Source organism: Caulobacter sp. GW821-FHT09H08 (genome assembly GCF_059415885.1).
This window is the reverse complement of sequence record NZ_JBWKOC010000001.1, coordinates 574561-595772: the sequence shown is the minus strand read 5'-3', so window position 1 is coordinate 595772 and position 21212 is coordinate 574561. Positions and strand designations below refer to the sequence as shown.

Here is a 21212-nt window from a genome sequence, read left to right as displayed (position 1 = left end):
CGCGCCGCAGATGCTTTCGCGTTTCTTCATCGACAGGCCCATCTTCGCGTGGGTCATCGCCATCGTGATCATGCTGGCCGGGGCGCTCGCCATCCGGACCCTGCCGGTCGCGCAATATCCCAGCATCGCCCTGCCCCAGGTCACGGTCTCGGGCGTCTATCCGGGCGCCTCGGCCAAGACGGTCGAGGACAGCGTCACCCAGGTCATCGAGCAGAAGATGAAGGGCCTGGACGGCCTGGAGTACATGTCGTCGACCAGCGACAGCTCCGGCGCGGCGTCGATCACCCTGACCTTCAAGGCCGGGACCAACATCGACATCGCCCAGGTCCAGGTCCAGAACAAGCTGCAGACCGCCACCGCGCTGCTCCCCCAAGAGGTGCAGCAACAAGGCCTGACGGTCGCCAAGTCGGCGCGTAACTTCATGATGGTGGTGGGCCTCTATTCCGAGGATCCCAAGGTCACCAACACCGACGTCGCCGACTACCTGGCCAGCAACATCCAGGACGCGCTCAGCCGCGTCGACGGCGTCGGCGACATCCAGCTGTTCGGCGCGCAATACGCCATGCGCATCTGGCTGGATCCGCAGAAGCTGGCCAGCTTCAACCTGACCCCGGCCGACGTCTCGGCCGCGATCCGCGCCCAGAACGCCCAGGTCTCGGCCGGCCAGATCGGCGGCACGCCGAACCTGCCGGGCACGGGCCTGAACGCCACGATCACCGCCCAGTCGCGCCTGCAGACCCCCGAGCAGTTCCGCGCCATCATCGTCAAGAACAGCGCCGGCGGCGCCACCGTCCGCCTGGCCGACGTGGCCCGCGTGGAGCTGGGCGCCGAGAACTACGGCTCGGTCGCCAAGTTCAACGGCAAGCCGGCCGCGGGCCTCGCCATCCGTCTGGCCCCCGGCGCCAACGCGCTCGACACCGCCGCCGCCGTCAAGGCGCGGATGGCCCAGCTCGAGAAGTCGTTCCCGGCCAGCTACAAGTACGTCGTCCCCTACGACTCGACGCCGTTCGTGAAGCTGTCGATCGAGGAAGTGGTCAAGACGCTGATCGAGGCCATCATCCTCGTGTTCATCGTCATGTTCCTGTTCCTGCAGAACTGGCGCGCGACCCTGATCCCGACCATCGCCGTGCCGGTCGTGCTGCTCGGCACCTTCGGGGTGCTGGCGCTGTTCGGCTACTCGATCAACACCCTGACCATGTTCGGCCTGGTGCTGGCCATCGGCCTCCTGGTCGACGACGCCATCGTCGTGGTCGAGAACGTCGAGCGCGTGATGTCCGAGGAGGGCCTGTCTCCCCTCGAGGCCACCCGCAAGTCGATGAACGAGATCACCGGCGCCCTGATCGGCATCGCCCTCGTCCTGTCCGCCGTGTTCGTGCCGATGGCCTTCTTCGGCGGCTCGCAGGGCGTGATCTACCGCCAGTTCTCGATCACCATCGTCTCGGCCATGGGCCTGTCGGTGATCGTGGCCCTGATCCTGACCCCGGCCCTCTGCGCCACCCTGCTCAAGCCGGTCGAGAAGGGTCACCACGACGAGAAGACCGGCTTCTTCGGCTGGTTCAACCGCAGCTTCAACGACGCTTCCAGCCGCTACCAGGGCGCCGTGCGCGGCATCCTGGGCAAGAGCGGCCGCTGGATGGCGATCTATGCCGCGATCATCGTGGTCATGGCCCTGCTGTTCGTGCGCCTGCCCAGCGCCTTCCTGCCGGAAGAGGACCAGGGGATCATGATCACCCTCGTCCAGCTGCCGGCCGGCGCCACGCAGGAGCGGACCCTGGGCGTGCTGGACAAGGTGCGCGACCACTTCCTGGTCGACGAGAAGGACGCCGTGAAATCGGTGTTCACCGTCTCGGGCTTCAGCTTCGGCGGCGCGGGCCAGAACGCCGGTCTCGCCTTCGTGCGCCTGAAGGACTTCGAGGAACGCAAGGCGGCCAACCTCAAGGCCAAGGCCGTCGCCGGCCGCGCCATGGGCGCCTTCGGCGGCATCCGCGACGCCATGGTCTTCGCGGTGATCCCGCCGGCCGTGCCGGAGCTGGGCACCTCGTCGGGCTTCGACTTCCAGCTGCAGGACATTGGCGGCGTCGGTCACGAAGCCCTGATGAACGCCCGCAACCAGATGCTGGGCATGGCGGCGCAGGATCCGAACCTGGCGGGCGTGCGCCCGAACGGTCAGGACGACACGCCGCAGCTGAAGATCGAGGTCGACCAGGCCAAGGCCGGCGCCATGGGCCTGACCACCGCCGACATCAACAGCGCGCTCAGCGCGGCCTGGGGCGGCTCCTACGTGAACGACTTCATCGACCGTGGTCGCGTGAAGAAGGTCTACATGCAGGCCGACGCCCCCTACCGCATGACGCCGGAAGACCTGAACCGCTGGTACGTGCGCAACAACCAGGGCCAGATGGTCCCGTTCCCAGCCTTCGCGACGTCGTCGTGGACCTACGGCTCGCCGCGTCTGGAGCGCTATAACGGCCTGTCGTCGATGAACATCCAGGGCGCCCCGGCCCCGGGCAAGAGCTCGGGCCAGGCCATGGACGCCATGGAGAAGCTGGCCGGCCAGCTGCCCCAGGGCATCGGCTTCGAATGGACCGGTCTCTCCGCGCAAGAGCGTGAGTCCGGCAACCAGGCCCCGGCCCTGTACGGCATCTCGATCCTGGTGGTGTTCCTGCTGCTGGCCGCCCTCTACGAGAGCTGGTCGATCCCGCTGGCCGTCATCATGGTGGTGCCGCTCGGCATCGTCGGCGCCCTGCTGGCGACCTTCGCCCGAGGCCTCAGCAACGACATCTACTTCCAGGTCGGCCTGCTGACGACCATGGGCCTGGCGTCCAAGAACGCCATCCTGATCGTCGAGTTCGCCAAGGACCTCTACGAGAAGGGCATGAGCCTGACCGAGGCGACGCTGGAAGCGGTCCGCATCCGTCTGCGCCCGATCATCATGACCTCGCTGGCCTTCGTCTTCGGCGTGCTGCCCCTGGCGATCTCCAACGGGGCCGGCTCGGGCGCCCAGCACGCGATCGGCACCGGCGTCATCGGCGGCATGATCTCGGCCACCCTGCTGGCGATCTTCTTCGTCCCGCTGTTCTTCGTGCTGGTCGAGAAGATCTTCAAACCCAAACACAAAGGCCACGACGAGGCTGTCGCTCACCAGAGCGAAGCGCCGTCGACGGAGGCCCACTGACCATGTTCCGTAACCTCACACTGATCCTGCTCGCCTCCACGGCGGTGAGCGCCTGCACCCTGGCCCCTGACTACCAGCGGCCCGCCCTGCCGGTGGCCCAGACCTGGTCGACGCCGACGCCGGAGCCCACGGGCTCCGTCTCGGCCGCCGACCTCGACTGGCGCCAGGTGCTGGCCGATGCGCGCCTGCAAGGCGTGGTCGACCTGGCCCTCAAGCAGAACCGCGACCTGCGCGTGGCGGTGCTGAACATCGAGAAGGCCCGCGCCCAGTACGGCATCCAGCGCGCGGCCCTGTTCCCGGCGATCAACGGCGTCCTGTCCGAGCAGCGCAGCCGCACCCCGGGCTCGACCTCGCAGACCGGCGCTGCCTTCGACACCGAGGTCTACAGCGCCACCATCGGCTTCACGGCCTATGAGCTGGACATCTTCGGCCGCGTCCGCAGCTTGAAGGACGCCGCGCTGCAGAGCTACCTGGCCACCCAGGAAACCAGCCGCTCGGTGCGCACCAGCCTGATCGCCGAGACCGCCAACGCCTGGCTGACCCTGGCCGCCGACCAGGAGCGCCTGGCCCTCGCCAAGGGCACGCTGGCCACCCGCGAGGACTCGCTGCGCCTGGTGCGCCAGCGCGTCGATGGCGGGGCCGGCTCGCTGCTGGACCTGCGCAACGCCGAGACCCTCGCCGAGACGGCCCGCAGCGACGTGGCGATCTACACCGCCCAGGTCGCCCAGGACCGCAACGCCCTGACCCTGCTGGCCGGCGGCGACGTGCCGACCGACCTGCTGCCGTCTGGCAATCTGACCTCGGCCCAGATCCTGGCCGACCTGCCGGCGGGCCTGCCCTCGGACGTGCTGACCCGCCGTCCCGACGTGCTGGCCGCCGAGCACCAATTGCAAGGCGCCAACGCCAATATCGGCGCGGCCCGCGCGGCGTTCTTCCCGCGCATCAGCCTGACCGGCTCGACCGGTTCGGCCAGCGGCGACCTGGACGGCCTGTTTGGCGGCGGTACGGGGGTCTGGAGCTTCGTGCCGCAGATCAGCCTGCCGATCTTCGCCGGCGGCGCCAATGTCGCCAACCTGGACGTCTCGAAGGCCAACCGCGACATCGCCGTCGCGACCTACGAGAAGACGGTGCAGACGGCGTTCCGCGAGGTCTCCGACGCCCTGTCGGTGCGCGCCACGGTCGCCGACCGCGTCGCCGCCCAGGAGCGCCTCGTCACGGCCGCCACCGACAGCACCCGCCTGTCGCAGCAACGCCGCGACGCCGGTCTCGACAGCGCCCTGACCCTGCTCGACAGCCAGCGCACCCTGTATTCGGCCCAGCAGGGCCTGATCACGGCGCGCCTGGCCCGGGCGACCAACCTGGTCACCCTCTACAAGACCCTCGGCGGCGGCGCCCCCAAGGCCTGATCACGCCGCCTGATCGCAGAGCTCCCCGGCGAGAGCCGGGGCGGTTCGTTGTCCATCATCCCCCCGATGGCTGCGAACGGAACGGGCGCGCTCCTCCCCCCACCCCTGGGGCCGCCCGTTCCCCCCTTTCTTTTCTGGGGGCGTCCTCGCCCTTCGACAGGCTCAGGGTGAGGACTAATTCTTGCTCAGCGCATCAGTAGAAACCTCACCCTGAGCCTGTCGAAGGGCGGGGTTTCCTACCGCTCGCGCTTCCATTCCGAGATCGCCGTGGAGCCGTCTGGTCGGGCCGGCACGCGGTAGCTCAGCACGTCGCCCTTCAGATCGTAGGGCCGCGCTTGGGTCGCGCCCTCCCAGTTCTTGAAAGACGCCCCGTCGATCTTGAAGAGCAGCGCGTGGCTGGCCTCGTCGATGGCGATGGTCCCGTAGTGGGTCGAGGAGCCCAGGGCCGCATCGGCATATTCCTCCGGCGTCCCGCGTTTCTTGTCGCCCGAGGCGAAGCCGGTCCGCTCGCTCCTGAAGATCTGCAGGCTGTAGCGGCCGGCCCTGTCGACGATCAGCCGCCCCTTCGGCGCCGCGCCATAGTCGCGCGCCCGCACGCCGCCCGACGTGATCTGGTCGGCCGCCGTCAGGGTCCAGGTCCCGGCCAGAGGGAAGTCCGCCGCCTGGGCCGCGCCCGCCATCGCCAAGGCCCCGGCCAGGACGAAGCCCAGGCCCGTCATCGTCTTTCGCATCGCGCCACCATGTAACTTGTTGAGTCGGTTACTGGCGCAAACTCGACGAAGTCCGCTAACCTGTCAATCCGGTTTCCCGTGAGATGTTCGTGACGCCCAAACCCGAAGAGACAAGAGACGGCTTCCGCTTCCGGGGCGGCCGCGTGGCCCTGGACCTGCCGGCCACCCTGGCGGGCCGGGTCAGCGGCAACCATCGCGAGGCCCTGAACGCGCCCGGCGACCTCGACCGCTGGCTGGTGGCGGCGGGCCTGGCCGATCGCGCGCCGGGCGCGAACGCCGAAGATCTTTCGGCCGTCCGCGCGCTTCGCGAGACGCTCTACGCCCTGGCCGCCGCGCGCGCCGAAGGCCGCCTCCTGCCCGAAGCGCCGCGCGAGGCGCTGAACGCCTTCGCCGCCCAACCCGCCGCCGCGCCCTGGCTGGACGCCGCCGGCGCGACGAAGCTCAACGGAAACACCCACGCCCTGCTGGCCAGCGTCGCGCACGAGGCCATCGCGCTGCTGGGCGGCCCCGACGCCGACCGCATCCGCCAGTGCCAGGGCCCGACCTGCGCCATCCTGTTCCTGGACACCTCGCGCAAGGGCGACCGCCGCTGGTGCTCGATGAGCGCCTGCGGGAACCGGGCCAAGGTCGCGGCTTTCCGGGAGCGGGAGAAGGGGTAGGGCCTAGAGCGGCAGTTGCACCGTGCTCTTCACCTCTTCCAGCACCGCATAGGTCCGGGTCTCGCGTACGCCCGGCATCTTGACCAGGATGTCGCCCAGGAAGTTGCGGTACGCCTCCATGTCGCGCACCCGGGCCTTGATCAGGTAGTCGAAGCCGCCGGCCACCATGTGGCACTCCAGGATCTCTGGCGCGCGCAGCACGGCCTTGGCGAAGTCCTCGAAGGTCTCGCCGGTCGTGCGCTCCAGCACCACTTCCACGAAGATCAGCAGCGCCCGGTCGACCTTGGCCGGGTCCAGCAACGCCGCGTAGCCGGTGATGTAGCCGCGCTCGCGCAGCCGCCGGACGCGGTCGAACGTGGCCGCCGGCGACAGGTTGCAGCGCTTGGCCAGCTCGGCGTTGGTGATGCGGCCGTCGACCTGCAGAACCTTCAACAGCCGGCGATCGGTATCATCCAGAGTGGACATGGCCATGAGGCGATTTCCCCGAAGAAGCTTCGAAAAGTAGCGCTCACAAACGTAGCACATTCGGAAAGCTTGGCGGTACACCTTCGATCGTTCCAGCCCCGCTTGGCGCTCCCCCTCCTCAAAGGCGCCGGCGGACATACGGCCAGCCGCCGTGGTTGGAACCTACGCGACGCCTCCCCACTCCCCCCTAGGGCGTCGCGCATGAGAGGAAGGGGCGCAGGCGTCTCCCCCCAAAAGCCGCGCCCCTTCCTCCCTCCCCTTTTCCAGAGCATGCTCCGCGCGACGCCTCGCCGCGCCCGTTCGCGCGCCTGGAGCGGATGATCGATTTCGCCACCTTGTCCGAAGATCAATCGGACCGAGCGCGAGACAAACGAAGCACCTTTGGACGAAGCCGAGTTAGACCGACGATATCTAATTAGGGAACGACCATGAACACCACGCCTCAGACGGATTGGGACTCGCTCGACGCCGGCAAGTATCGCGACGAAGCCGCGGTGATCGCCGACCTTCTGGCCGCCAAGCCCCTGTCCAGCGAGGACCGCGCCGCCGTCCGCGCCGAGGCCGAGGCCCTGGTGCGCGGGGCGCGTCGTTCCGTCCGCAAGCAAGGCGTGGTCGAAAGCTTCCTGCAGGAGTTCAGCCTGGGCACCCGCGAGGGCCTGGCCCTGATGTGCCTGGCCGAGGCCCTGCTGCGCACCCCCGACGACGACACCCGTGACAAGCTGATCGCCGAGAAGATCGGCTCGGCCGACTGGGCCAGCCACCTGGGCGGCAGCGACAGCCTGTTCGTCAACGCCTCGACCTGGGGCCTGATGCTGACCGGCAAGATCGTCGAGCCCGATGACGAGGCCAAGAAGGACCTGCCCGGCTTCATCAAGAAGCTGGCCGGCCGCGTCGGCGAGCCGGTGATCCGCGCCGCCGTCGGTCAGGCCATCCGCATCATGGGCGAACAGTTCGTCCTTGGACGGACGATTGAAGCCGCCATCAAGCGCGCCGCCAACGAAGGCGACATGTGCAGCTTCGACATGCTGGGCGAAGGCGCCCGCACGGCCGCCGACGCCGAGCGCTACGAGAAGTCGTATGCCGACGCCATCGAGACCGTCGGCAAGCTGTCGAAGGGCGCGGGTCCGGAAGCCGGCCACGGCGTGTCCGTGAAGCTCTCGGCCCTCTGCCCGCGCTATGAAGCGACCCACGAGGACCGCGTGTGGGAGGAGCTCTATCCCCGCACGCTGCGCCTGGCCAAGATCGCCGCCAGGCACAACCTCAACTTCACCATCGACGCCGAAGAGGCCGACCGCCTGGCCCTGTCGTTGAAGCTTCTGGACCGCCTGTGCCGCGAACCGGAACTGGGCGACTGGCAGGGTCTTGGCCTGGCCGTCCAAGCCTATCAGAAGCGCTGCGGCGAGGTGATCGCCCGCCTGGCCGCCCTCTCCAAGGAAACCGGCCGTCGGCTGATGGTCCGCCTGGTCAAGGGCGCCTACTGGGACAGCGAGATCAAGCGCGCCCAGGTCGCCGGCCGTCCGGACTATCCGGTGTTCACCACCAAGCCGGCCACCGACCTGTCGTACCTGGTCAACGCCAAGGCCCTGATCGAGGCCGCCCCGCACCTCTACGCCCAGTTCGCCACCCACAACGCCCACACCCTGGCGGCCGTGGTCCGTATGGCCAAGAACGCCGGCGTCAAGATCGAGCATCAACGCCTGCACGGCATGGGCGAGGCGCTCTACAAGGCCGCCGACGACCTCTATGACGGCATCACCCTGCGGGCCTACGCGCCCGTCGGTGGCCACGAGGACCTGCTGCCCTACCTGGTTCGCCGCCTGCTGGAGAACGGCGCCAACACCTCGTTCGTCCACGCCCTGCTGGACGAGCGCGTGCCGGTCGAGAAGGTCGTCACCGACCCCATCGACACCGTCGAGGCTCATCCCGACCGCCACGCCAAGATCCCGACGCCGATCGACGTCTATGGCCCGCGCCGTCAGAACAGCGCCGGCCTGGATCTCTCGGTGAAGGCTGACCGCGCGCGCCTGGAAAAGGCCGTGGCCGAACTGGATCGCATCGACCTGGGCGCCGGTCCGCTGATCGGCGGCAAGGTCGTGGCCGGCGGCGCGCCGCTGCCGGTGGTCGCCCCGGCCGACGACGCCAAGGTGATCGGCGCGGTCTCCGAGGCGAAGACGTCGCAGATCGACGAGGCCTTCAAGCTGGCCCGCGCCGCGCAACCGGCCTGGGACCAGGCCGGCGGCCCGGCCCGCGCCAAGGTCCTGCGCGCCATGGGCGACGCGCTTGAGAACAACATCGACCGCCTGATCGCCATCCTGTCGCGCGAGGCCGGTAAGACCCTGTCGGACGGCATCGCCGAGGTCCGCGAGGCCGTCGACTTCTGCCGCTACTACGCCACCCTGGCCGAGGATCAGTTCGGCGAGGGCGAGGTCCTGAAGGGCCCAGTCGGCGAGACCAACACCCTGCGCCTGGCCGGTCGTGGCGTCTTCGTCTGCATCAGCCCGTGGAACTTCCCGCTGGCCATCTTCACCGGCCAGATCGCCGCCGCCCTGGCGGCCGGCAACGCCGTGCTGGCCAAACCCGCCGAGCAGACCCCGCTGATCGCCTTCGAGGCGGTGAAGCTGTACCACGCCGCGGGCCTGGACAACCGCCTGCTGGCCCTGCTGCCGGGTCGCGGCGAGACCGTCGGCGCGGCCCTGACCAGCCACGACGGCCTGGACGGCGTCGCCTTCACCGGTGGCACCGACACCGCCTGGCGGATCAACCAGACTCTCGCCCAAAGGCAGGGCCCGATCGTGCCGTTCATCGCCGAGACCGGCGGCCTCAACGGCATGTTCGTCGACACCACCGCCCAGCGCGAGCAGGTCATCGACGACGTCATCGTCAGCGCCTTCGGTTCAGCCGGCCAGCGCTGCTCGGCCCTGCGCCTGCTGTTCCTGCCGGAAGACACCGCCGAGCACATCATCGACGGCCTGAAGGGCGCCATGGACGCCCTGGTCGTCGGCGATCCGGCCCTGGCCGTCACCGACGTCGGCCCGGTGATCGACGCCGAGGCCAAGGAAGCGCTCGAGAAGCACCAGGTCCGCCTCGCCAAGGAGGCCAAACTCCTTCACGCCCTGACCGCCCCGACCGACGGCACCTTCTTCGCGCCGGTCCTGGCCGAGATCCCCGCCGCCGACTTCCTGGAGCGCGAGGTGTTCGGCCCGATCCTGCACGTCGTCCGCTACAAGCCGGAGAACCTGGACCAGGTCGCCGGCGCCCTGGCGGCCCGCCGCTACGGCCTGACCCTGGGCATCCACTCGCGGATCGAAAGCTTCGCCGCCGACGTCCAGCGCCTGGTCCCGGCCGGCAACGCCTACGTCAACCGCTCGATGACCGGCGCCGTCGTCGGCGTCCAGCCCTTCGGCGGCGAGGGCCTGTCGGGCACGGGCCCCAAGGCCGGCGGCCCGCACGCCCTGCTGCGCTTCGCGGTCGAGCGCGCGGTCAGCGTCAACATCACCGCCCAGGGCGGGGATCCGGCGCTGCTGAATCTGTAGATCGGTCAGACGCCCTCTTAGTCCCGCCGCTTTGCGACGAAGAGGGCGCGCCCGCCCTTCACAACCGTCCCGCGTGACGCCTAAGCTCCCCGTCCAGTTCGGGGAGTTCCAAGCCTATGCGTTTCCTGCCTCGCGCCGTTGTCGCCGCCGCGCTGTTCGCGCCCGCGATCGCTTCCGCCCAGGTCGCTCCTGTCGCGGGTGACTGGTACGGCAGCCTCGCTCTCGGCGGCGGGCAGCTGCCGCTGGTCTTCCATATCAAGGCGGACGGCTCCGCCACCCTGGACAGTCCGGCCCAGAAAGCCTTTGGCCTGCCCGCCAGCGCCGTGGTCATGGGCGGCAAGGTCCGCCTGGCGCTGAACACCACGCCCGCGGCGTTCGAAGGAACCGTCTCGCCGGACGGCAAGATCCTGACGGGCCAGTGGACGCAGGGTGGGGCCAGCGCGCCGCTGGTCATGAGCCGCACCGCGCCGGCCGCCGCGCCGGTCGTCAACAGACCGCAAACGCCCCAGCCGCCCTTCCCCTATCGCGCCGAGGACGTCACCTACGCCAACCCGACGTCGGGCCTGAAGCTGGCCGGGACCCTGACCGTTCCGCAGGGCGCGGGTCCGTTCCCGGCCGTGCTGCTGCTCACCGGCTCGGGCGCCCAGGACCGCGACGAGACCCTCTACGGCCACAAGCCGTTCCTGCTGATCGCCGACGCCCTGACCCGCAAGGGCGTGGCCGTGCTGCGCGTCGACGATCGCGGCGTGGGCGGCTCGGCGGCCTTCCCGGGCTCTTCCACTCTGGATGACGACGCCGGCGACGTCGCCGCCAGCCTGGCGTGGTTGCGCGCCCGGCCCGAGATCGACAAGGCCCGCGTCGGCGTGCTTGGCCACAGCGAGGGCGGCGCGCTGGCGATCCGCACCGCCGCGGACGACCCCAAGGTCGCCTTCGTCGTGCTGATGGCCGCGCCGGGCGGAACCGGCGGCAGCGTGGTGGTTGGCCAGGTCGGCGCGATCCTGAAGGCCTCCGGCGCGAGCGAGGCCCAGATCCAGGCGGCGACCAGGGTCCAGGGCGAACTCCTGGCCATCGTCGCCTCCCCCCAGGACGACGCCTCGGCCCTGGCGGGCATGAACGCGGTGCTCGACCGCGAGGGCGTGCCGGCGCAAGCCCCTACCCGCAAGCAGTTCCCGACCATGCTGTCGGCCCACTACCGCTCCCTCATCCGCAGCGACGCCAAGCCCTACCTTGCTCGCATCAAGGCGCCGGTGCTGGCGATCGGCGGCGCCAAGGACGTGCAGGTCGCGGCCGCCGCGAACCTGGCCGCGATCAAGGCCGGCCTGCCCGCCGCGACCGACGCCACGACACTGGAACTGCCGGGCCTCAACCACCTCTTCCAGACCGCCGGCACGGGCCTGATCGCCGAGTACGGCCAGATCGAGGAGACCATGGCCCCGGCGGCCCTGAGCGCCGTCGTCGACTGGACCGTCGCCCACGCGGCCAAGCCGAAGTGAGTTGTTAGCGCTATCAACGCGCGGCATGCTGCCGCTCAGGGGCCGCCAGAACCCCGCCGGAGGACACGCCATGGCCCTTTCCCGCCGACACCTGATCGCCGCCGCGGCCGCCCTCCCCGCCCTTGGCGCGAAGAAGCCCGCCGCGCCGGCCAAGGGCTTCGTGAGCGTCAGGAACGGCCGCCTGGTCCTGGACGGCAAGCCCTACCGCTTCGTCGGCGGGAACCTCTGGTACGGCGCCTGGCTGGGCTCGCCCGGCGCCACCGGCGACCGTGAGCGGCTGAAGCGCGAGCTGGATCGGCTGAAGGCCCTGGGCGTCACCAACCTGCGCGTCCTGGGCGCCGGCGAACGCTCGCCCGCCAAGGCCGCCGTCAGCCCGACAATGCAGGAAGAGCCCGGCGTCTACAGCCAGGACTTGTTGAAAGGCCTCGACGTCCTGCTGGCCGAGATGGCCCACCGCGACATGAAGGCGGTGATCTACGTCAACAACTTCTGGGACTGGTCAGGCGGCATGCCGGCCTATCTGAACTGGGTCGGCAACGGACCCTGGTTCCAGCAGGGCGATCCGAAACATCCGTGGCCGGAATATCCCGACTATTCGGCCCGCTTCTACGGCGACGCCAAGGCCAACGCCCTGTTCCGCCGCTATCTCCTGGGCCTCGTCGGACGCGTGAACACCGTCACCGGCAAGGCCTATCGCGACGATCCGGCGATCATGGCCTGGCAGCTGGCCAACGAGCCGCGCCCGGGCGGGACCCAGGCGTTCGGGACCAAGAACCTGCCGATCTACTATCACTGGATCGCCGAGGTCTCGACGATCATCAAGACGCTGGATCCCAAGCACCTGGTCAGCACCGGCAGCGAGGGCTCGATGGGCTGCCTGGAGAGCGAGGCCTGCGTGGTCGAGGCCCACAAGCCTACGAACATCGACTACGTCACCCTGCACGTCTGGCCCAATAACTGGGGCTGGATCGACCCGAAGAACCAGCCGGCCACCTATGCCGAGGGCGAGGCCCGCTGCCGCGACTACGTCGTCCGCCACATCGCCCTGGCCAGGCAGTTGAACAAGCCGCTGGTCATTGAGGAGTTCGGCCTGATCCGCGAGGCCCGCGCCTTCGTCCCCGGCTCTGCCACTGCCGACAAGGACCGCTTCTATCGGACGATCTACGGCCTCGCCCTGGACGACATGAAGACCGGCGGCCCGGTGGCCGGCACCAACTTCTGGGCCTGGAACGGCGAAGGCCGCGCCCAGCACGCCGACGCCTGGTTCGCCCACGGCGACAAGAGCTTCGTCGGCGACCCGCCCCAGGAAGAGCAGGGCCTGTACGGCGTCTTCGACACCGACGCCTCGACCCTGGCGGTGATCGCCGAGCACGCGGCGGCGGTGAAGGCGCTGAGCTAGCTCGAAAATAGAACTACATTTGTAAGATTTACTCTTGATCGAGTCCGACCGGCCAGCGAAGCTGTCCCCCTGACGGGAGATGCGCATGGCTTGGCGGCGTTGGGTTCGAGCAACATGGGCGGTCGCAACGCTGGCCCTCGGCGCGCCGGTCGTGGCGCTGGCCTGCTCGACGGTCCCCGGCTACGTCCGGCCCAGCAACTTCGAGCTCGTCCAGATCGCCGACACCATCGTGGTCGCCACCCCGATCGGCGCGAAGGACACCGGGCGGGAGGACTTCTTCAATCGCAAGGTCGTGTTCCGCGTCCTCCAGACCCTGAAGGGCGAGGCCGTCGGCGAGATCGAGGTCGTCGGCCTGACGCTCGGACGCACCAGGCCCAGCGATCCCAACCAGATCGTCTTCTCCCACCCGGAGGGGCACATGGGTCCCTGCAATCGGATGACGATGAGCAAGGGCGCGTCCTACGTGCTGATCCTCGGCAAGCAGAACAAGCTCTACGGGCCCGTGGGCTACCCGTTCTCGCGGATCAATGAGGACTATGCCGGCGAGACCTCGCTGTGGATGCGGACGATCCGCGCCTATCTGGGCGTCCAGAATTCCGAGGCGCCCCTGGCCCAGGTGGCGACGCTGGAGCGCATGCGCGCCGAGCTCCTGGCCAAGCCCGCGCCTACGCGCGACGACCAGGCCCTGGCCGCCGACATCGAACAGCACCTCGGCGCGCTGTCGCCCTGGAAGCCGACCGAGTTCCTGCTGGCGGCCTATGACGACCTCAAGGCCGGCCGGCCTCCGCGCTACAGGCCGCGCCCCGGCGCCTTCGACACCGAGCAGTCCGAGGCCGAGGCGTTCACCGACCTGATGATGAAGGCCTCGGGCCTGGATAGCGGCAAGCCGCCTCCGCCGCCCCGCCGCGATCCGCGCCTGACCGCGATCCTGGAGATGCTGATCGAGGGCGACCATCCCAAGGCCATGCCGCTCTTCGAAGCCTTCACGGCGCCCGACGCGCCTGCGGACGACCTGGCCATGGCCCTGCGCTTCTACGCCAAGAACGGCCGCTATCGAGAGGCCTACCAACTGATCGAGGCGCGCGCGGTCCCGATGATCGCGACGGCGCCCGAGGGCGACGCCCGACTGCTGCTGGCGGCGATCGGCGAGGTGCAGCAGGATCCCTTCCGCGACGAGGGCCAACCCCGGTGGCGCAGCGAGTCCGACATCGCCGAGCGATGGCCGAAACTGGCGCTGAAGCTGACCCTGGCTTCCGGGGAGCGGTTCGACGACGACCCCGGCTATACCGAGACCCTCAAGGGCCTGCTGGGGAAGGACTACCGGGCCAATCCCGACCTGACGCTGATCCTCTCGGGTCAGCTCAACGAGATCGGCGACTGGGCGCTGGCCGAACTGACCCGCAAGGAGAACCTCGCCGCCTCCACCGGCGGCCCGGACGATCCGCTGCGCCTGCCCATGCGCGTCGTCATGCGCTGGATCGGCGTCGGCGGCGACGAGCGGGATGTCCCCGCCCTGACCCCGGCCTTCTGCCTGGGCCCGGCCCAACGCCAGATGCTGTTCCAGGACATCGGCCGGCTGGCCTCGACCAGCGGCGCACACGAGATCCTGCGGTTCGCGGCCTCGGACGCCGTGGACGCGGCGGACCGGCAGGTGCTGGCCGCCGCCATCCCCACCTGGGACAAGCGCCACGTCGCCTATAACGGCGAAAGCTGGCTGAAGGCCGATCCCGCCATGCAGAAGCTCGCCCGGGGCGAGCCGATCACGGCCAAGGACATCAAGCCGCTGAAGCCGGTGACCTGTCCGGGCTGAAGCCTGTGAAATCCGACGACGATCGTCGGGACATCGCGCCGGTCGAGCCGCCGCCCTGGGAATAGGGCTCGAAAATAGGGATTGTCACCGGTGTCATGCGGGGGCTACCGATACCGCGACGCTCAGCAGAAAGCGCCGGAGGAACCGCCGTGGACACCCCCAACACTTCCCCGACGATGGGCCGCCGCGGCCTGATCACCGGCGCGGCCGCGCTGGCTGCCTACGCCGCCCTGCCGGCCGTAGGCTTCACCGCCGAGGCGCGCTCGCCGATCGTCAAGACGGCCGCCGGCAAGGTGCGGGGCTATGTCCAGGACGGGATCAACGTCTTCAAGGGTCTGCGCTACGGCCAGGACACCGGCGGCGCGCGCCGCTTCATGCCGCCGGTCAAGCCCGAGCCCTGGACCGACGTGAAGGACGCCCTGGCCTATGGCGCGTCCTGCCCGCAGGGCCGCGGCGAGGACGAGGCCCAATCGGAAGACTGCCTGTTCCTCAACGTCTGGACCCCGGCCAAGGCGTCGAAGAAGGACGGCCTCGCGGACGGCGGCAAGCGGCCGGTGATGTTCTACATCCACGGCGGCGCCTACAACACCGGCTCCGGCAGTCACCCCTGGTACGAGGGGACCAAGCTGGCCAAGCGCAGCGACGTCGTGGTGGTGACGATCAACCACCGCCTGAACGCCTTCGGCTATCTTTACCTCGCCCGCCTGTTCAACGACCCGACGGTCGGCGACAGCGGCAACAACGGCCAGTTGGACATCGTCCTCGCTTTGCAATGGGTGCGGGACAACATCGCGCAGTTCGGCGGCGATCCCAGCCGAGTGATGCCGTTCGGCCAGTCCGGCGGCGGCGCCAAGATCGCCACCCTGCTGGCCATGCCGGCCGCCAAGGGCCTGTTCAGCAGCGCCGTGACCATGAGCGGCCAGCAGGTCACCGCCGGCGGCCCGTTCAACGCCACCAAGCGCGCCAAGGCGTTTCTCGACAAGACCGGCGCCAAGGACCTTGCCGCCGCCCGCGCCCTGACCACCGAGCAGATGGTCGAGGGCCTGCGGGCTGTCGATCCGATCGCCGGTTCTGGCGGCGTCTATATGGGCCCAGTGCTGGACCAGCGGAGCCTGGACCGCCACCCGTTCTTCCCCGACGCTTCGCCGGTCGGCCTCGGCGTCCCGCTGATGTGCGGCAACACCCATGACGAGACCAAGGGCTTTATCGGCTTCGACGCCAAGGCCTTCCCCAAGACCTGGGAAGAGGTGATCGCCAAGCTGCCGGGCCAGTTCAACGCCCGGATCGACATCGATCCCGAGACGGTCGTGGCCTTCTACCGCCAGACCTATCCGAACTACTCGCCGTCGGACGTCTATTTCGCCGCCTCGACGGCCGGCCGCTCGTGGAAGGCCGCGATCATCCAGGACGAGGAGCGCGCAAAGGCCGGCGCCCCGGCCTACGCCTACCAGGTCAATTGGAAGTCGCCGAAGGACGGCGGCATCTTCGGCGCGCCGCACACCATCGACATCGGCCTGGTGTTCGGCACGCTGGACGCCAAGGGCTCAATCGTCGGCACGGGGCCGGAGTCGGTGGCCATGTCGAACACGATCAGCGACGCCTTCGTCAACTTCGCCCGCACCGGCGATCCGAACGGCGGCGCCCTGCCCAGGTGGGAGCCCTACACCCTGCCCCGCCGCCAGACGATGGTGTTCGACAACACCTCGCGCATGGAAAACGACCCGCGCGGCGCCGAGCGCGAGTTCTTCAACCGCGTGCCGTTCACTCAGTTCGGGACGTGATGGCGTAGGGCGGCGCGAGCGGCAGGCAGTCGACCAGGATCCGCGCCGTCGCCTCGTCGTCCGGCTCCACGGGCGGCGGTTCGCCGAACACGGCGGTCCATAGCGCGATCCATGTCTGACGCTCGTCGTACTCCACGCGCGGCTCCCTTCACGGGAGAGGAATGGCGTTGTGGGACAAGGGGTTGCTGGTTAGCGGCGGGGTAACCAAGCTTTCGTGCTGAAGCTTGTTCTGCTCCCCCTCTGGGGGAGCTGTCGCGGAGCGACTGAGGGGGCCATCGCCGCCATCGCCGAGCTGCCCCCTCCGGCCCTCTGGGCCACCTCCCCCAAAGGGGGAGGAGATTTACGGCAGCGCCACCTCGAACGGCGTCGCCGGCAAACCCGTCCCCCCGTAGAGATTGATAATCGGACTGTCCGCCCAGGCATACCGCACCTTGCTCGCCGCCATCCCCGCCGGCACCACCAGCCGCACGCTCGCCCCCTCCGCCGTCGCATCGATGAACCGGCACGCCGCGTCATCGCAAAGTTCGAATCCCGCAGGGCGCCCCGAGCCGTACACGACCGCGGGCTGGTCCAGGACCACCACGACCTCACCGCCCTCGCGCCGCGCCGAAAGCGGCGCCGGTCCCGCCGCCACGATCGCCTCGCCATAGGCCAGCTTCCGCGCCAGCAGCGCCAGGCGCTGGCCAACCCGCGCCTTGTCGGCCGGGTGGATGTCGTAGGGCGAGCCGATGTCGACGGCGCTGGCCATGCCGACCTTCGGATCAGCCGCCGCCACCCGTCGCTGGACGTCGCGCAGCGCGGCCCAGTCGGACCTGGCCACGCCCGGATGCTGCGCTCCGAAGGCCGCCAGTTGCACGAGCAGGAACGGCTCCGCACCAAAAGCCTTGCGCCAGTCGGCGATCATGGCCGGCATCAGCCGCGCATACTCGGCCGCCTCGGTGACATTGGCCTCGCCCTGGTACCAGGCGAAGCCCTTGACCCCGAAAGGGACCAGCGGCGCGATCATGCCGTTGCGCAAGGTGCTGAGCCCGCTGGAACCCAGCCACGGCGCGTGCGGCGGCAGGGCGGTGTCGGACAGCGGCGCGGCCACCTGGTAGCGCCATGTCCCGGACAGCGGGATGAAGCCGCCGTCGTCCAGCTTGATCCCCTTCAGCGCCGCCTGCCCCCAGGCGCCGCCACCGCCGCCCGTGTCGATCACCCGTAGGGCCACGACGTTGCGGCCAGCCTTCAGCTCGCCGGGCGCCAGGCGGTAGTCGCGCGGCGTGTCCCAGCCCTCCTTCGAGCCGACCTCGCGGCCGTTGACGAAGGTGGTGTCGATGTCGTCGACCGGGCCCAGCGACAGGGTCGCGCCCTGGGCTGCCTGGGCCTTGGTCAGGGTCAGTTCTGTGCGCAGCCAGACCGTCCCGTCGAAGGTCGAAAGATCCGGCGCGGCCTGCTCCCAGAAGGCCTCCATCGGCAGGGTCTTCCAGGCGCGGTCGTCGAGGTCGAGCTTCTCCCAGCCCTTGGCGTTGGGCGTCTTGGCGCCCGCCCAGCGGTCCAGCATCGCGCCCCACTTCAGCGCGCCGACCGCGGGATCCCTGGCGTAGTCGGACAGCACCGCCAGGCCCTCGTCATAGGTCTTCAGCGCGGTCAGGCCCTCGCGGCTGATCCAGTCCTGGATCACCGAACCGCCCCAGGTGGCGTCGATCAGGCCGATCGGGACGTCGGTGGTCTTGCGCAGCTCACGGCCCATGACGAAGCAGGCGGCGCTGAAATTGGCAGAGGTTTCCGGCGTCGAGACCTTCCAGACCACGCCGGCCGGCAGATCGGCCTGCGGCTCGGGTTTGCTGATCTTGCCCGTCTGCAGAAGACGGATGTTGGGGTCGGTGGCCGAGCCCGCCTCGCCGTCGCCGTTCAGGGCGCGGCGCAGCGGGTACTCCATGTTCGACTGGCCCGAGCACAGCCAGACATCGCCCATGACGAGGTCGGAGACGGTCTGGGTCTCGGCGCCCGCCTGGACGGTCAGGGTCAGGGCCGGACCACCGCCAGGCCGCGCGGGCAGGACGGCGTTCCAGCGACCTTGGGCGTCGGCCGTGGCGGATGCAGCGGTTCCGGAGAGATCGACCGCCACCGAGGCATTCGGCGCCGCCCGCCCCCAAACCCGGATCGGCTGGTCGCGCTGCAGCACCGCGTGGTCGCTGAACACCGAGGCCAAGGGGCTGGCCTGGGCCGCGCTGACAAGAAGGGATGCGGCCCCTAGGGCCAGTAACTTCAGCCGCATCCCTGCTCCATCTTTACTGCGCCTTGGGCGGACAAACCGCCCCGGCCGGGTCCGTCGTCAGCTTCACGTTGGCGATCGAGACCTGGAAGGTTCCGGCCGTGCCGAGATCGAACGGCGCGACGACCTTGGTCACGTCGGTCCCGGCGGACTGGAAGCACTTCAGGGGGATCTTGACGCTGGCCCACTGGCCGGTCGGCGAACCGGGCGGCGGGGTGACGTCCAGCTTGCCCGCGCCGATGGCCAGGATCACCGGCTTGGTCGCCGCCGCATCCAGGCGGTACTCGAAGCTCAGCGCCATGTCGGCATTGGTCTGGAAGGTCAGGTCCAGCGGCTTCTCGCCGACGATGGTCACGCGGCCCATCTTGTCGCCCGCGAAGGTGACCTGGCGGCCGGCTTCCTGGATGTTGCCGGCGTCGACCGGGTCGATCTGCACCGACGACGAGGGCGAGGCCTTGAACTCGAACGGCGGCGGGGTCTTGCCGGCGATGAAGTAGTTGACGGCGTTGTCGGCGATCGGCTTGACGCCAGAGACTTCCGACAGCTTCGCGACCTTGCCCGGACGCGCGTAGCTCAGGCCGTAGCCATAGGCGAACAGAGGATCGTAGCCCTTATCGCCCTTGTTCAGCGTGAACTGCGCCGCCGTCTTGGGCCAGCTGAACGACAGCTTGCCATGGAAGTCGGTGCGCGGCTTGCCGGCCTTGTCGCCGATCAGAACGTCGGCGACGCCGCCGCCTTCCGAGCCCGGCAGCCAGGCGGCCACGAAGGCGTCCGAGGCGTTGATCTCGGGATTGACCCACAGCGGACGGCCGCTGAGGAACACGGCCACCACCGGCACGCCCTTGGCCTTCAGGCTCTTGAGCAGGGCCAGATCGGTCTTGGCGCCCGGCTGGTACTCCAGCGAGGTCTTCAGGTCGCCGACACCTTCCGCATACGGATTTTCCCCGAAGACGACGATGGCGACGTCAGGCTTCTTGTCGAACGAACCATCGACCGCAAGTGTCGCCTTGCCGCCGCCGGCCTCGACCGCGGTCTTCAGGCCGGCATAGATCGACTCCGCATTAGGGAAGTCGGCGTTGGTGTTGCCCGTGCCCTGCCACGACAGGGTCCAGCCGCCCGACTGCTTGCCGATGTCATTGGCGCCCGAGCCGGCGACCAGCACGTTCGCGCTGGCCTTCACCGGCAGCACGCCGTTGTTCTTCAGCAGGACCAGCGACTTGCGCACCGCCTCGCGGGCGACGGCGCGGTGCTCGGCATTGCCGATCACGCCCTCGCGGCCCTCATAGGGACGGGCGGCCTGGAACAGGCCCAGCTTGGCCTTAACCCGCAGGATGCGGCGGACGGCGTCGTCCAGGCGCGCCATCGGGATCACGCCCGACTTCACCTCGGCCAGGGTGTTCTCGTAGAGCGCCTTCCAGCTGTCGGGCGCCATGAACATGTCCAGGCCCGCATTGATCGACTGCGGGCAGTCGGTCGGCTTGCAGCCCGTCACCTGGCCATGGCCGTTCCAGTCGCCGACGATGAAGCCGTCGAAGCCCATCCGGCCCTTCAGCACGTCGGTCAGCAGGCTCTTGTTGCCGTGCATCTTCTGGCCGTTCCAGCTGGAGAACGAAGCCATGATGGTCATCGAGCCGGCGTTGATCGCGGGCACGTAGCCCTGGGCGTGCAGGCGGATCAGGTCGTCTTCCGAGACCTTCGTATCCCCCTGGTCGTGACCGTTCTCGGTGCCGCCGTCGCCCAGGAAGTGCTTGGCGCTGGCCGCGACGTGGCCTTGCTGCAGCACACCGCCTTGGCTCACGGCGCCCTGCAGGCCCAGGATCATCTGGCCGGCGTATTCGCGAACGATAGCGGGGTCTTCAGAATAGCCTTCATAAGCGCGGCCCCAACGGTCGTCGCGCGGCACGGTCAGGGTCGGGCCGAACGCCCAGTCGAAGCCGGCGGCCGAGGTCTCATAGGCCGTGGCCTTGCCGATGCGGCGGATCAGCTCGGGATCGTGCGCGGCGCCCAGGGCGATGTTATGCGGGAAGAGGGTCGCGCCGACGACGTTGTTGTTGCCGTGCACGGCGTCGATGCCGAAGATCAGCGGGATATGCGTCCCGCCCTGACGCGCGGCCGCGCCTTCACGGAAGGCCTTGGCGGTATCGACCCACGGCTTCTGCGGCGAGCGGTCGGGCGCGCCGATCGGCGGCGAGCTGCCCCCGCCCAGGATCGAGCCCAGCGGATAGGTCTTCAGCTCGTCGGGCTTGATCTGGCCGATGTCGGCCTGGATCAGCTGGCCGACCTTCTCCTCGAGGGTCAGTTTGGTCAGGAGACTATCGACGAAGGCCTCGGTCGCCGGATCGACCAGGCCCTGGCTCTTGGCCGCCGGCCACTTGGCGGGGTTGGCGGTCGATTTCGGGCCGTCGGCGGCCACGGCCGCGCCGCACAGAAAGGTCGACGCCAACAGGGCGACGCAAAGGGTTCTGGTGTTCATACTCCCCAACTCTTCTTCGTAGCCGCCAAG

At 69.3% G+C, this 21212-nt stretch carries 13 protein-coding genes; 8 read left to right on the top strand and 5 right to left on the bottom strand.

Annotated elements, in window-relative coordinates; genetic code table 11:
- Positions 1–10: 10 nt before the first annotated feature.
- Positions 11–3175, top strand: coding sequence for an efflux RND transporter permease subunit (locus tag AC07NN_RS02870; protein WP_494637621.1), 3165 nt, complete (start codon positions 11–13; stop codon positions 3173–3175).
- Between the two features lie 2 nt (positions 3176–3177).
- Positions 3178–4581, top strand: a complete 1404-nt coding sequence (locus tag AC07NN_RS02865; protein ID WP_494637620.1) for an efflux transporter outer membrane subunit — start codon at positions 3178–3180, stop codon at positions 4579–4581.
- 236 nt (positions 4582–4817) lie between these two features.
- Here AC07NN_RS02865 and AC07NN_RS02860 read toward each other — a convergent pair whose 3' ends face one another.
- A complete protein-coding gene (locus AC07NN_RS02860; RefSeq protein ID WP_494637619.1) occupies positions 4818–5312 on the bottom strand; it encodes a lipocalin-like domain-containing protein in 495 nt (164 codons plus the stop codon).
- 83 nt (positions 5313–5395) lie between these two features.
- Between AC07NN_RS02860 and AC07NN_RS02855 the strand changes: the two genes are divergently transcribed.
- On the top strand, positions 5396–5971 hold the full coding sequence (locus tag AC07NN_RS02855; protein WP_494637618.1) for a CGNR zinc finger domain-containing protein: 576 nt from the start codon (positions 5396–5398) through the stop codon (positions 5969–5971).
- Positions 5972–5974: 3 nt separating this feature from the next.
- On the opposite strand, the gene AC07NN_RS02850 is transcribed toward AC07NN_RS02855, so the two are convergent.
- Positions 5975–6442, bottom strand: coding sequence for an Lrp/AsnC ligand binding domain-containing protein (locus tag AC07NN_RS02850; protein WP_494637617.1), 468 nt, complete (start codon positions 6440–6442; stop codon positions 5975–5977).
- 422 nt (positions 6443–6864) lie between these two features.
- Between AC07NN_RS02850 and putA the strand changes: the two genes are divergently transcribed.
- The 5 genes from putA to AC07NN_RS02825 all read left to right on the top strand — a co-directional run bounded on the left by putA (position 6865) and on the right by AC07NN_RS02825 (position 16452).
- Positions 6865–9969: a bifunctional proline dehydrogenase/L-glutamate gamma-semialdehyde dehydrogenase PutA gene (gene putA, locus AC07NN_RS02845; RefSeq protein WP_494637616.1), complete on the top strand. Its 3105-nt coding sequence runs from the start codon at positions 6865–6867 to the stop codon at positions 9967–9969.
- 116 nt (positions 9970–10085) lie between these two features.
- Positions 10086–11462, top strand: coding sequence for an alpha/beta hydrolase family protein (locus AC07NN_RS02840; RefSeq protein ID WP_494637615.1), 1377 nt, complete (start codon positions 10086–10088; stop codon positions 11460–11462).
- Between the two features lie 70 nt (positions 11463–11532).
- Positions 11533–12861: a glycoside hydrolase 5 family protein gene (locus tag AC07NN_RS02835; protein WP_494637614.1), complete on the top strand. Its 1329-nt coding sequence runs from the start codon at positions 11533–11535 to the stop codon at positions 12859–12861.
- 85 nt (positions 12862–12946) lie between these two features.
- A complete protein-coding gene (locus AC07NN_RS02830; protein ID WP_494637613.1) occupies positions 12947–14671 on the top strand; it encodes a hypothetical protein in 1725 nt (574 codons plus the stop codon).
- Positions 14672–14847: 176 nt separating this feature from the next.
- Positions 14848–16452, top strand: a complete 1605-nt coding sequence (locus AC07NN_RS02825) for a carboxylesterase/lipase family protein (RefSeq protein WP_494638181.1) — start codon at positions 14848–14850, stop codon at positions 16450–16452.
- Here the strand turns inward: AC07NN_RS02825 and AC07NN_RS02820 are convergent.
- The 3 genes from AC07NN_RS02820 to AC07NN_RS02810 all read right to left on the bottom strand — a co-directional run bounded on the left by AC07NN_RS02820 (position 16433) and on the right by AC07NN_RS02810 (position 21191).
- On the bottom strand, positions 16433–16588 hold the full coding sequence (locus tag AC07NN_RS02820; RefSeq protein WP_494637612.1) for a hypothetical protein: 156 nt from the start codon (positions 16586–16588) through the stop codon (positions 16433–16435). The genes AC07NN_RS02825 and AC07NN_RS02820 overlap by 20 nt on opposite strands.
- Positions 16589–16792: 204 nt before the next feature.
- The gene (locus AC07NN_RS02815) at positions 16793–18712 is read right to left on the bottom strand and encodes a sialate O-acetylesterase (RefSeq protein WP_494637611.1); all 1920 of its coding nucleotides are present in this window, start codon (positions 18710–18712) and stop codon (positions 16793–16795) included.
- 13 nt (positions 18713–18725) lie between these two features.
- Positions 18726–21191, bottom strand: coding sequence for a glycoside hydrolase family 3 protein (locus tag AC07NN_RS02810; protein ID WP_494637610.1), 2466 nt, complete (start codon positions 21189–21191; stop codon positions 18726–18728).
- Between the last annotated feature and the right edge of the window lie 21 nt (positions 21192–21212).

Coding starts and splice junctions, on each gene's coding strand:
- AC07NN_RS02870 (WP_494637621.1), top strand. CDS start 11: ATGCTTTCGCGTTTCTTCATCGACAGGCCCATCTTCGCGTGGGTCATC.
- AC07NN_RS02865 (WP_494637620.1), top strand. CDS start 3,178: ATGTTCCGTAACCTCACACTGATCCTGCTCGCCTCCACGGCGGTGAGC.
- AC07NN_RS02860 (WP_494637619.1), bottom strand. CDS start 5,312: ATGCGAAAGACGATGACGGGCCTGGGCTTCGTCCTGGCCGGGGCCTTG.
- AC07NN_RS02855 (WP_494637618.1), top strand. CDS start 5,396: ATGTTCGTGACGCCCAAACCCGAAGAGACAAGAGACGGCTTCCGCTTC.
- AC07NN_RS02850 (WP_494637617.1), bottom strand. CDS start 6,442: ATGGCCATGTCCACTCTGGATGATACCGATCGCCGGCTGTTGAAGGTT.
- putA (WP_494637616.1), top strand. CDS start 6,865: ATGAACACCACGCCTCAGACGGATTGGGACTCGCTCGACGCCGGCAAG.
- AC07NN_RS02840 (WP_494637615.1), top strand. CDS start 10,086: ATGCGTTTCCTGCCTCGCGCCGTTGTCGCCGCCGCGCTGTTCGCGCCC.
- AC07NN_RS02835 (WP_494637614.1), top strand. CDS start 11,533: ATGGCCCTTTCCCGCCGACACCTGATCGCCGCCGCGGCCGCCCTCCCC.
- AC07NN_RS02830 (WP_494637613.1), top strand. CDS start 12,947: ATGGCTTGGCGGCGTTGGGTTCGAGCAACATGGGCGGTCGCAACGCTG.
- AC07NN_RS02825 (WP_494638181.1), top strand. CDS start 14,848: ATGGGCCGCCGCGGCCTGATCACCGGCGCGGCCGCGCTGGCTGCCTAC.
- AC07NN_RS02815 (WP_494637611.1), bottom strand. CDS start 18,712: ATGCGGCTGAAGTTACTGGCCCTAGGGGCCGCATCCCTTCTTGTCAGC.